A 13,128-nucleotide genomic window follows, 5' to 3' on the forward strand; every position below is an offset into this window, starting at 1 on the left:
TGCGGAAATAACTTATCAGAAAAGGTCTTTCATCAGTTTATTGAACTGATGAAAGACCTTTTCTGATAAATTGTTACTTGGGTTCACTAGTATTTGTTAGTAAATCTATTATTAAATAATCAATTCACCTTTTACTTTAGTACTAGATTCAGTACTAAGGAATAAATTCCTGATTATTCGACTTTTACGAAAACTTAACATTTAACGAACAAATTTTTAACAATACTCCATTAATGTTACAGGCGTACGTTCCGACTAATCTCGGACCGGAAAAATAATAGAATGGAGTGTTGGAAGCATGGTATCTGTAATGAAGGAAAACAAATCATTGCCTCGTTTTTTTTCAGTTGTCCTCGTATTATTAATGGTACTTTCAAACTTAAGTCCATTTGTAGGAACAGCCGCAGCAGAAGAAGCTGAAGCACAGTCAAACCAGCTTTTACTAGAAAGAGCAAGCGCCTGGAAATATCTTGATGATGGAACGGATCAAGGTACGGCATGGAAGGAAAAGGATTTAAATGATGGCGAATGGAAAAGCGGAGTTGCACCATTAGGCTATCCCGCAAGTGAGGATCACGGTACATTTGGTAATATTGCTACAATTATTGAATATGGTAGCGATTCAGGTAACAAGCATGCAACATCCTATTTCAGAACGACATTTGAAGTGGAAGATTTATCTGAAATCAGTACTTCAGGTTTAATCACAGCAGGTATAGATGATGGTGCTATTATTTATCTAAATGGAAATGAGATTGCCAGATTTAATCTTCCTGAAGATCAAGAGATTAAATTTGACGATTACGTTCAGGATTTTGGATTTAACGATGCAGATGAAAACAACGATAAAACATTTAATATAACTGCAGATCAAATGTCCTACATCGTAGAGGGTACGAATGTACTTGCTGTTGAAGTACATCAGGACAGACCATCTAGCTCGGATGTATTTTTCGACATGGAATTTAAATCAATCTTTGTGGACCCAGCTGTCTATGATGCATCTTATATTTCTTTTGCTCCAGGGGCAGATGAAACAGCACGCAATTTCTCTTGGTATTCTCCAAAAACGGATGTACCGGGTGTGATTGAATATGCGAAGGTAGTAGATGGCAATCTCGAAAACACAAAATTAGTAGAAGCGACTCTAGCAGAAGCATCTTCAGGATACCAAGCGAATGAAGCAACGATTACAGATATTGAAGGTTCATCAGAATACGTCTATCGTTTAGGCGATGGCAATGGAAAATGGTCAGAAACGTATAGCTTTAACACTCAGGAAACAGATTCATATAATTTCCTATTCACTGGGGACCCACAAATAGGTTCATCAGGTAATATTCCTAGTGACACAGCTGGATGGGTAAACACGTTAAATAAAGCAATTGAAAAATTTCCGAATACGAGCTTTATACAATCAGCAGGGGATCAAGTAAATAAAGCAGACTCTGAAGAAGAGTACACAGGATATTTTGCACCAGAAGAACTGAAACAATATCCTACTGCAACAACAATTGGTAACCATGATACCTCTAAAACCTATGAATATCATTTTAATACGCCAAATCAAAATCCAGAACTAGGCAATTCAAATAGTGCTGGTGGAGATTATTATTTCACAAATGGCGATACGCTTATCATGAACTTGAATTCAAATAACAAAAACGCAACAGATCATGCTCAATTTATGCAAGAAACAGTTGCGGCAAATCCAGATGTAAAATGGAAGATTGTTGTATTTCATCATTCCATGTATAGTGCAGCAAACCATTCTCTATCATCAAGCATTATTAAATTTAGAGAAGACCTTGTACCAACGATTGATGAATTAGATATAGACGCCGTATTATCGGGACATGATCATTCTTACGTTAGAACCTATCAAATGAAGAATCTTCAACCACTTAAAAGTCAAATGATTGACGAAGATGGGAGTGTCATTAATCCAGACGGTACATTATTTTTAACTGCAAACTCTTCAAGTGGTAGTAAATATTATACTTTAAAAGAACCTGAATTTTATTCAGCTGAAAGAGCACAATTAAGAACGCCTACATTTACGAATATCGAAGTAACTCCAACTAGTTTAGAATTTACGACTTATCGCGTAGATACAATGGAAGTAACAGATGCGTATAAAATTGTAAAAGATCCTTCAATTGAAATTGTACTTCCGGCACTTGAGTCCGTTTCTCTTGAAGCATCGGGTAATGTAGTTCCAACAAAACCATCCACATTCTATCCAGAAGTTTCACTCAACGTAACAGGTGAAAATGTTAATGGTGGCGTGTACGATGTTACTCACGATGATATTACGTATAAAACAAATCCAGAAGGTCAACTTTCTATTTCTCAAGATGGAAAAGTAACCGTTGAAGCAGATGTTAAGCCTGGTGAGGTGCAGGTGTGGGCAGAAGTAGAAAATGAAGGGAAAACATTTACAACAAAGAAGCTAACTCTTGAAATCGTTGAGCATGCAGAACAAACTATTTTTGAAAAATGGAGTACCTGGAAATATCTTGATGATGGATCGAATCAAGGCACAGCATGGAGAGCGCCAGATTTCGATGATAGTAACTGGAAGGGTGGATTAGCACCACTTGGATACTCAGCATCAGAAAATCGTCCAATGTTCGGTAGTGTGAATACAGTGATTGGCTATGGTCCAGACTCAAGTAATAAAATTCCAACTTACTATTTCAGAACAACATTTGAAGTAGAGGATTTATCTAAGATTGGTGATATGGCTAACATTAATTTCGGAATTGACGATAGTGTTATTCTTTACTTGAATGGTCAAGAAATTGGCAGACATAACTTACCTGAAGGCGAAATTGGTTATGACAAATATTTATCAGATTTAAGAGGATCAAATGTTGCGGATGAAAGTAGATATGAAACATTTACATTAGATGCAGAAGATTTAGCTCACCTAGTTGAGGGTACAAACGTTTTAGCTGCAGAAGTTCATCAAGACCGTCCGACAAGTTCTGACATTTACTGGGATATGGAATTCGTTACTACAGTAAATAACGAAACGGAAGAAGAAACAAATGAAGAAACAGATGAAGAAACGATTACTCCTGAAAAAGTATATGATTATCAGGATTACTTTACTGGAAAACTAATGATCCATGATCCAAGTGTATCAGTTTCACTCGATGCAGCATCAAACATTAAAAATGGTGTTGTGTTCACAGGTGAATATGCAGAATTCCATGGGGAAGGGTTTGAAAATACAACAGTAGAAATTAAGCCAAAAAAAGACGCTGCTACAATCATCGACTTTAAAGGTACGAAAGTTAAAGAAGTGATTATTGAAGGAAGCAATGTTGAAATTCGGGGCGACGAGAATGTACAAGTAACTACTTATGGTAAAAAAAACAAGAATAAATAATCATGAAAAATGCAGTTCCAATACCAGGAACTGCATTTTTTTCGAGGTAAATTATACCTTTACAATCTAGACATACCTGTATGCTTGCCTCAAAATAAATATTTAACCTTTTTTTTAGTTCTCACTATTCTCTGTAAAGTGTTATCGATTTAAAATCATGCCTCCGTAGGATTAATCTCCCATGAATGCTTCCTGTAAGGGAGCGACGCACCGTGGTCGCTGGAGTCAGACTAACGGGTGTGTTTCTGAAAGAAGGAATAGAAATATTAGAAACGAAAATTAGATGGGAAATACAATCAGGATCTCGATTCTTCTCTCCTCGTTGTTGAACTTGGAGGAATCGGGAATTTTGAGGATGAACTAAACAGGACAATTGCGGTAATAAGGAAGGCTGCAGCAACAGTCAGTGCAAATTCAAAGCATGTCGAATATTGAAGTATGCACTGTTCATTTTGAAAACAAAAGAGTTACACAAGTTGTTATCATGTGTAACCCTAAAATTATTAATCTATAACATCGAACCATAATGGTGATTTATCTTCAGAATCTTCATTGTAATTGACAGTGATTTCCTGGCCACCATCAATATCAGAAATTGCATAGAAGTCGATTGACAGATTGTCTATATTATTAGTAAACATTGCGTTTGGAGTATAAGAGTGGTTATAAAGCGATCCATATCCAAGAGCAATTGCTGTATGTTCGTAATTGTCACCCCAAGAGAAGCAGTAATCATCCAGTACTGTCTTCTTTAGATACTTCCAGTCATCTTTACTTGATGTTAAAACAGGTGATACCTCAATGAGTTCACCAGTTTTAATATCGCGTGTAGCAAATACCCCTCTACCGTACTTTTCAGTATCTTTTATACATATTGGTAACACCAAACTATCTCCTTTCAGCGGTTTTCGATCAATATATTTATCGAATAAAGGACATTAAAGAGAGTGCTCGTTTATTTGAAATTCACTAGTTGTTTTTTCAAATAGCTGTTGCGATCACGAATGAATTGATAGATGAAATCGGGTTCGCTGTTGAATATATCTATAGCCTTCTTTTTGTAAGGGTCAAGAAGGATGTGTGGTCGTAAGGCCTCATGTAGTGCAACTGTTTTACTTTCCATATAGTCAACTGTAAATTTAGTATCCAAAACTTCTTCCAAGATATTTCTATAAAGTTTACGAAATGCTGGGACGCGCATAAGAAGGTAGAGGAGATGATTGTTCTTCTTACCTTCAATTGGAACGTAATTGGCCGACATGATTCCTCCGTTGATTCTTCTACCCCAAGTTGCATCATAGTCCCAAGGAATGATTTCAAACAAACCTGTCTCACTATTATGGTATAACGCAAAGTTGTGGGTGAATCCATCATTATTCATTGTGCATACAGCTCCTACGAGCCAGCGTGAAAAAGTATCAATATTAATATACTGGGAAATTTCATTAGAGAAATCAGAAAGTGGTATGGTGTTTATTTTAACAATAAGTTCTTGGAGGATGTCATTGTCCGATTGTTTTCCAAACGCTTGTTGATAACCTGAAAGAAGCGACGCTTTCATCTTTTCATCCCTCATCAAGGAAAAGTTGGCATTATTGTTCACTGCATAAAAAATAGGACCCATTGGAAGACCTCTCTTTTTCAAGAAAAATTCATCAACGGATTCCAATTGTAGGTAGACACCTTTATGAGAGCCGTTGCGGGATAAATTAATATGTTGACTTTGTGGTGCTAAAACACCGAGGTCATGGAAGAAGTCGAAAGAAAGCTTATTTCGGATGAAAGAGGGATCTTTGTACTCAGCGTTTAGATGAATTTCACGGGCCCCGGAAAATGTTTTTGGATCTATGAACTCAATCCGATAAGATCTTTTACGAAATTTTCGTGTATAAGAGCCCCGATAGGCAATGTCGATATCATAGGTGACACCCTCCACTACCAAATCGGCAGGAACAGGCTCATTGTTCCATAAATCTCCCCGTAATTCTTCTAAATTTTCTTCCTCGATTTTTAAAGAATAAGATGGAATTAGATAGGGCATAAACCTCTTTCCTTTCTATTATTCAATCCGCTTATCAAGTGATATGCCAACTATTGTTTGATGATGATAACTACTTCCGCTTGATCAATGAGTGAATGATCAAGTGAAAGTAGTTAGTTTATTTATTTTGGATAGTTAACGACGACTTTTACGACGTGATGACGACGAGCCTGACGATGAAGAACGTGACGACGACGATCTTGACGATGAAGAACGTGGTGACGACGATCTTGACGATGAAGAACGTGATGACGACGATCTTGACGATGAAGAATGTGATGACGACGAGCCTGACGATGAAGAACGACTAGCTCTACCTTTCTTTTTCTTTGCCATTTATATCCCACCTTTTTTTTAGTCTAGTATCAGTGTATTCAATAATACTTTTACTGTGTCGGCAATCTACCTAATACAAAATAGAGTCTACTATGTTGCCTATCCACCACCTAATTATGATTAGCCCAATATAAAAGAAACTAAGCGAACCCACTTGATAACCAAGAGTGTTCGCTTAGTTTGAATCTATCACCTCAATTTTCGAGAGCTAAGTATGATTTACCGAATGATTCTGCGGCAACTTAGGGGTCCTTTTGTGCTTTCTTCTATATAATGGCTTACCCAAATTTGAAATTAAAGACTTTTGTACTTGACCCATTATTCTAAACTGGGCTTTTGACCATCACTAGACTAACCCACGATACATATAGATAGCAGGAGACTATAAAAGGGGGGTTGGAGATTTATGAATACGGAAATGATACACTCGCTAGTTGATAGAGTGATTAAAGTCGATAGAGGAGGACCTGAATCACGTGTCGGTAAGTTGCTGGCAGTTGAAGAGGATTACATTACTTTGCTAAACGCCGACGAAGGAATTATTTATTACAATACACAGCACATCAAAAGCCTAACTTATAATGCAAAAGATCAAGTGCAACTCGACGTTGAAATTCCAGAAAACTTTACGTACATTCAAGCTAAAGACTTTAAGGGTGTATTGGGGAAATTAACACTTCGATGGGTAAAAATTAACCGCGGGGGACCAGAAACACTAGAGGGAATAATGGACATTGTTGCTGATGATTTTATAACAATTGTCGCTAATGAAGAAATAATTCGTGTTTCCCTGTTTCACATCCGTAACATAAGCTACGGAGTCAAGCTTGAAAAAGCGAAAGCAGAAGAGGGTAGTAATCAAGGAAAAGATAATAATAAATCAAAAGACTCGAAGTAAAAGAATAAATTAATTTTTAATACATTCGTCGCTTCTGTAAGTTAGAAGCGGCGCTATTCTATAAAGGAGGGCCATGAAATTGAATGAGCAAAAGTTTCAAAAAGCATTAGGCGGCCTTATCAATAAGGAAATTAGTATTTTACAAATTGACAATCAGTTTATAAAAGGGATTTTGCTAGATGTTAAACAAGACCACATTGTTGTTGAGGTGAACCAAAACGTTTTTTATTTCGCACTCCAACACATTCAGGCTCTTTCAAAAAATGCTAAGGATTTATATATTTCTTCTAAAATTATTCATTATGTCGACAAAAATTATTTAGCAGATGTATTGAAGGCATTAAGATATAACTGGGTATCCATTAATAATTTGAGCGACCGGGCACTTTTCGGGGTGTTAAGCAGAATATCCGATGATTATGTTACTTTAATAAATAACTCGGAAATCCTAAATATCCCTAAATCCTATATATCCAATATATCCGAAGAGCAGATTTTCTTAATTAAAAAACAGGAAGAATTGGAAATGAAAGATTGTCAAATTGAAGAACAGATTACCAGTGATCATACACAAAAAACAAAAGAAATTGAGCGCATAATAGCTGTAGAAGTTCCTATTTTGAAGATGTCTACTGAAGAGGTAACGGAAGAAAAAAATGTTATTAGTGAACAGCCAGAAGTTGATCCTAAAAATAGAGTGGAAATCTACGCTTCATTATTAAAAATGCTTAAACAAAAATTATTGAATAGGGAAACAGAAATTGAGCGACGTGAAGGCATCATTCAAGAAACAGCTATTCAGGGCTTCACTGTTCATATAGATGATGAATCATTGGAACAGAGTGACTCCTCAGTTGTAGAAATACAAGTATGTCAGGTTGAGGAGCAAGTGGTCATCGAACAAACTCAAACAATAAACGAAACTAAACCAACAAAAGGTCTGGATGACCCTCTTATTGAAGAACAGATTACCAGTGATCATACACAAAAAACAAAAGAAATTGAGCGCATAATAGCTGTAGAAGCTCCTATTTTGAAGATGTCTACTGAAGGGGTAACGGAAGAAAAAAATGTTATTAGTGAACAGCCAGAAGTTGATCCGAAAACTAGAGTGGAAATCTACGCTTTATTATTAAAAACGCTTAAACAAAAAATATTGAATAGTGATTCAGAAATTGAGCGACGTGAAGGCATCACTCAAGAAACAGCTATTCAGGGCTTCATTGTTCATACAGATGATGAACCAATGGAACAGAGTGACTCCTCAGTTGTAGAAATGCAAGTATGTCAGGTTGAGGAGCAAGTGGTCATCGAACAAACTCAAACAATAAACGAAACTAAACCAACAAAAGGTCTGGATGACCCTCTTATAGAAGATTCAGCTGATAAGGGAACTGAATTTGAAAATGTTACTAAAGAAAATCCCAAAGCTTCATCGCGGTTGGTTAAACATGATCTATTGAAAAAAAATAATGAATTTTTGCCTGAAGAGGATCATACATGTGTATTGGAATCAAGTAATCAAGTTAGTTGGGAAAAGCAATTAGTTTCCACACAATCAAGGGTAAAATGTATTAAAAAAAGATTACTGCTATCCGCATGGAGTATCGTAAGTAATGATCAACATACAATTGCAAATCATAAAACTTTCGATAAGGAATATGAATTACCAGTTTGTGGGGAAGTCACCGTAGAGAGGGAACATCTTTCTGAGCCTATTAATTCATCAATCCAACCGTTAAATGATCAGTATCCAAACTGGGATTGCGTGAATTTAGAAGAAGAGCCTGTCTCCGCTGGAACATCTGCCCACCGACTACCCACAACTCATATTAACCCCAAAAAAGAAAAAGAAATGTTAGAAAAACAATATTTTGCCCTAATGAAGCATGCTGAAACAAATTGCTTTCATATAGCTGAGAAACAAATAAATCTACCAGACGAAGAGCAGTACCTTGCTTTAATGAAGTACGCAGGAAAGATGTATCATGAATTTAAAGACTGACGGCTCTATAAGTGAATTGGATGCCTTTTGAAAATAATTGCTAGGCATAAAAATCACCATAGTTTGTTCAGTCTATTTTTAATGGGATTTCAATAGTAATTTAAGAAGGAGGAATAGACTTGAATAAGATTATTCAAAGCCTTATCAAGCAAGTTTTGCAAATCGAAGTTTCTGGGAAAAAAATAATTCATGGTACTGTTATTGATTTAGGAAGCGATATGATTGTGCTTTTTAACGGGACAGATTTTGTCTACATTCCATTAAATCATATCCAAAACTTCAAGGTTGATCATGATAATGAAAATGAAATAGAGGAACCTATAGGGTTTCCTAGTATCACTACCGGAGAAAATAAAGAAAATTTATCTTTCGGAGAGGTTCTTACACAAGCGAAAGGTAAGTATATTGAAATCTATGTCACGGGAGGTCAGCCCCTGCATGGTTATATTTCGGGTATCATGAATAATTATTTCGTATTCCAATCTCCCGTATATAAAACGATGTATATTTCATTAAATCATCTGAAGTGGCTAATTCCTTATGCTCAAAATGAAAGACCTTACGAAGCGGATAACCAAACCATTAACTTACAATCGAATAATGATTCTTTAGCAAGCAATTTTGAGGCCCAAGTTGAAAAGTTCAAAAATAAAATTGTTGTTATTAATACTGATGGGAATAAAAGTTTCTTAGGGAAAGTAAATAATGTCGAAGATCAAATCGTTGAGGTTCAAACAGCTAGGGAGAATGTCATTTATCTAAACATTGACCATGTTAAGACAATATATTAGGTGTAAATCCGTGGTACATTCTGTTAATGCCAACGGCGGTTCATTAGAATTTCGCCTTTATAATGAAATAGGAAGAACGGTAACCCTTTTTAGGCTGACGAGAAACTATCGACAGTCTATTTTTTTTGGGACAAGATCTCTAAGTAGTTAGCCTTCATCTATATATATGTTTTGTAAGCATGAAATCGACGCTCCGAACAGTTGTCCATTTTAATGGGGAAATTCTGCAGATTAAAAAATATATATTTCAATGGGTTTGGACATACATCCCGATTCTAATAAATTGAAGTGAATATACATACAAGGAAACGGACAAACAAAAAAAAGAAAGGATAGCTATATCAAGGAAACGGACAAACAAAAAAAAGAAAGGAAATGTATATGTATGAGTTTTCAAATTGGTATCACCAGTTTGGTTTTCTTAACGACTATGCTAGTCATATTTTGGAGGCCTAGAGGAATGAATGAGGCATGGCCGGCATCGATTGGTGCAGCCATAATTCTACTAACAGGAATAGTATCGCAAGCAGACGTTGTGGATATCATCGATAAAATTGGTGGGGCATCCATAACCATCATGGCTACGATTGTCATGGCTGTAATACTAGAGAGTTTCGGTTTTTTCCACTGGGCAGCTGCAAGACTTGCTAATTTATCGAAGGGTTCAGGTCACCGTCTATATTGGTATATCCAGTTGTTATGTTTTTTGATGACACTCTTGTTTAATAATGATGGGAGTATCTTAATTACAACGCCTATCTTAATTCTATTACTCAAAAATCTTCAACTTAAACCCCATCAACAAATACCCTATCTGTTAAGTGGAGCCCTCATTGCAACTGCGTCCAGTGCGCCAATCGGCGTAAGTAATATCGTCAACTTGATCGCTTTGGAAATTGTTCAAATGTCACTATGGATGCATACGGCTATGATGTTTGTCCCGGCAACAATAGGATTGTTGTTTATGTCGTGTTTGATGTATATGGTAGTAAGGAGTAAACTACCGAAAAAACTGCCTGATTCTGCCATGGAAATAGAAGAATCCTTTTTCACTAAAAATTTCCACCCTTTGAAAACAAAAATTTCTGTTGAAACAAAACAAAAACGTACAAAATTTATGATGAAGATATTGATGTTTGTCTTTGTAATGCGTTGCCTTCTTTTTGTCGCCTCTTTTGTCAATATACCCATTGAAATTGTCGCGGTGCTTGGATCGGCCAGCCTGCTTTTGTGGAGATGGTATCATTTACGGACTAACCCGGTGGATATCTTGAAAAAAACTCCTTGGCACATTTTAATTTTTGCTTTCTCAATGTATGTGATTATTTATGGTCTGCATAATGTGGGACTTACAGCATTGTTAGTGCAATGGTGTGAACCAATTGTAAATCAAGGATTACTTCAAGCGAGTTTTATCATGGGAGGTCTAGTTTCAATCCTTTCGAATATCTTTAATAATCACCCGGCATTAATGATTGGGACAATCACCTTAACTGAAATGGGGCTGGATCCAATCACATTAAAGACTATCTATCTTGCAAATATTATAGGTAGCGATATGGGATCATTACTGTTACCTATTGGTACACTTGCTTCCCTAATCTGGATGAGTATCTTAAGAAGAAATAAGATTAAAGTTACTTGGAAAGATTATTTAAGCGTATCGCTGATTGTCATTCCCATAACAACAATCGTAACGTTGACATTGTTATACTTTTGGGTACAATTGGTTTTTGCGAATTAAGATTACTATATAAAAGTCTATATGTAGTGGGGCAGGGAATATTCAGATGAAAATATTTCCTGCTACTATATATTGTAGGGGAAAATCAACGATAACTAATTACCTGCAAGTAAGAAGCCCCAATTGAAATTTAGGGAAAACTCCAAAAATGCATAAAGAACCCATCGTTAATAACGTCTTATTCCCTACCATACAGAATAGAAAAGTAGCTAGGGGGTTTCAGATGTGATTAATAAGGATCCTTTTGTTAGAATTTATTGCTGTGGGGTGGGTTGTTAAAAGTTTCAGAACTTCTGCATCTAGTAGAGTATCAGCAATAATCGAGGATCTATTGGAACGTCAACTGATTATTTTACCGACGCGGCTCACAGAATAAGAATGTACAGGTTCAGATTTGAACTAACTATACTTTCTTATGTGTAGTCGTTCTTTGTATGTATATGTAGTTATCGGAAGAAAAGGAACTAATAATCCACTGTAAATAAAATTTAACGATTATTGACGATAATTCTTGGTCAGCTCTAGAATACAATAATTCCATTTAACTTTGAATAAAGAGATTTAATGATGCAATGATGTCTTGAGTTATATAAAGCCATATAAAACAGTACAGAACTAATCAAGTCGAGTCATTCTTAAGCCTGTTCCATAGGGGTTTTAACACAAATATAAATAAAGGTGAACGGATATCTGCTACAATTCATATAGTAGTGAAATTGAAATTGAAGCCTTATGGTATCAATGGTTTTGAGGGATTTTTTTTATTCTGATGCCGTGACATAATTTGGGTGTGAATACAAGCATATGTAACCAATCAGTTATATATATCCTGATTGGTTTTTTGCGTCCTCATAAGAGAACCGAATTTCGGGGATGCTTCACGTCTTCGTTCTTTAGTAACGTGCAAATATATATCTGTCGTTGTCCTATCGCTCTTGTGAACGAGTCTAGCCATGAAACCCACACCGGTCCGCAAGTAGGGAAGTATGCGTGTGTCGTAGACTGTGACTATCTATTTCATCGGCAATCGAATTCAACAGTGGGAAATTTAGAGACTGGCTAGGTTAATGTGGTTCACAATGCCCCTATTCGCAGCCCTGTTACTATCAAGCATGGAATATGGAAAAGTTCCTTTCTCGGTTAACGATGATGAAGATGACTTTGGTGTTGCTCGTGATAGTGGCTATTTATTTGAACGTTGTCATCGTCTGAGCAGAAATATCCTATAAGAAAAAGCGTGGCAACCAACGAATCGAGAACACTTACGCAAAAATTAAGTTCCTTATGAGGGTACAAGAGATTTTGCTTTGATTCTAATACTTTTTCTCATCGGATAACAATGTAGAGCGGTCATCCAAATAACGATATAAAGTAGACTTACTAATTCCAGTCGCTTCTTTTATGTCATATAGCGTATAAGTCTTACTGTCATACATTGCAAAAGCCAGCTGTAAATTGTCATCTGATTTTCGTGGACGACCAATCGATTTGCCCTGATGTTTAGCAGCTTGTAGCGTAAAAGTAGAAGAATGGCTTAGAAATTTAGATTGTAAATTCGAAAAAAAAGTAGCACTTTGAAGTAGTGAAGCTTTTTGTATCGTTTGATTGGTTAATTGTTCATCGACGAAGTGAATGGTGATTTGATCTCGTTCTGCTAATCGTAAAATATCTAAAAGCTGCTGCAGGGAATCAGCTAATACTACAATATTTTGGATGAATAGTTCGTCATGTTTTTGGACAGTCATTAATAGGTGTTCAAGTTCTGTTCTTTTCCTTGCAAGTCCATGTGTCTCTTTAAATAATGTATCGATGAAAAGTTCATTTAATTGATGGGTGCAATGTTGATCCAAGACAATTGGACGGATATATCCGTATTTCATTTTTGCGCTCCTAACTTCCCAAAACTATTCACTTAT

At 36.1% G+C, this 13,128-nt stretch carries 9 protein-coding genes; 6 read left to right on the top strand and 3 right to left on the bottom strand.

Features of this window, described 5'->3' with window-relative positions; genetic code table 11:
• The first annotated feature begins 298 nt into the window (after nucleotides 1–298).
• The gene (locus tag AC25Y6_RS04295) at nucleotides 299–3,397 is read left to right on the top strand and encodes a purple acid phosphatase family protein (protein WP_488142150.1); all 3,099 of its coding nucleotides are present in this window, start codon (nucleotides 299–301) and stop codon (nucleotides 3,395–3,397) included.
• Nucleotides 3,398–3,900: 503 nt separating this feature from the next.
• Here the strand turns inward: AC25Y6_RS04295 and AC25Y6_RS04300 are convergent.
• Together AC25Y6_RS04300 and AC25Y6_RS04305 are read right to left on the bottom strand one after the other, a co-directional pair.
• The gene (locus AC25Y6_RS04300; protein WP_488142151.1) at nucleotides 3,901–4,281 is read right to left on the bottom strand and encodes an SET domain-containing protein; all 381 of its coding nucleotides are present in this window, start codon (nucleotides 4,279–4,281) and stop codon (nucleotides 3,901–3,903) included.
• Nucleotides 4,282–4,352: 71 nt separating this feature from the next.
• Entirely contained in the window at nucleotides 4,353–5,438 is a 1,086-nt protein-coding gene (locus tag AC25Y6_RS04305) for a CotH kinase family protein (protein WP_488142152.1), read from the bottom strand.
• Nucleotides 5,439–5,596: 158 nt separating this feature from the next.
• Here AC25Y6_RS04305 and AC25Y6_RS04310 point away from each other — a divergent pair, with 158 nt between their 5' ends.
• The 5 genes from AC25Y6_RS04310 to AC25Y6_RS04330 all read left to right on the top strand — a co-directional run bounded on the left by AC25Y6_RS04310 (nucleotide 5,597) and on the right by AC25Y6_RS04330 (nucleotide 11,212).
• Nucleotides 5,597–5,749, top strand: coding sequence for a hypothetical protein (locus AC25Y6_RS04310; protein ID WP_488142153.1), 153 nt, complete (start codon nucleotides 5,597–5,599; stop codon nucleotides 5,747–5,749).
• Nucleotides 5,750–6,180: 431 nt separating this feature from the next.
• Nucleotides 6,181–6,672, top strand: a complete 492-nt coding sequence (locus tag AC25Y6_RS04315) for a hypothetical protein (protein WP_482100783.1) — start codon at nucleotides 6,181–6,183, stop codon at nucleotides 6,670–6,672.
• 79 nt (nucleotides 6,673–6,751) lie between these two features.
• A complete protein-coding gene (locus AC25Y6_RS04320; RefSeq protein WP_488142154.1) occupies nucleotides 6,752–8,677 on the top strand; it encodes a DUF2642 domain-containing protein in 1,926 nt (641 codons plus the stop codon).
• 119 nt (nucleotides 8,678–8,796) lie between these two features.
• Complete coding sequence (locus tag AC25Y6_RS04325) at nucleotides 8,797–9,468, top strand: DUF2642 domain-containing protein (RefSeq protein WP_488142155.1); 672 nt, start codon at nucleotides 8,797–8,799, stop codon at nucleotides 9,466–9,468.
• A 385-nt stretch (nucleotides 9,469–9,853) separates the two neighbouring features.
• Nucleotides 9,854–11,212, top strand: coding sequence for an arsenic transporter (locus tag AC25Y6_RS04330; RefSeq protein ID WP_488142156.1), 1,359 nt, complete (start codon nucleotides 9,854–9,856; stop codon nucleotides 11,210–11,212).
• 1,313 nt (nucleotides 11,213–12,525) lie between these two features.
• Here the strand turns inward: AC25Y6_RS04330 and AC25Y6_RS04335 are convergent.
• On the bottom strand, nucleotides 12,526–13,092 hold the full coding sequence (locus AC25Y6_RS04335) for a recombinase family protein (RefSeq protein WP_488142157.1): 567 nt from the start codon (nucleotides 13,090–13,092) through the stop codon (nucleotides 12,526–12,528).
• Nucleotides 13,093–13,128 lie beyond the last annotated feature (36 nt).

Source organism: Sporosarcina sp. Y1004, assembly GCF_057669665.1.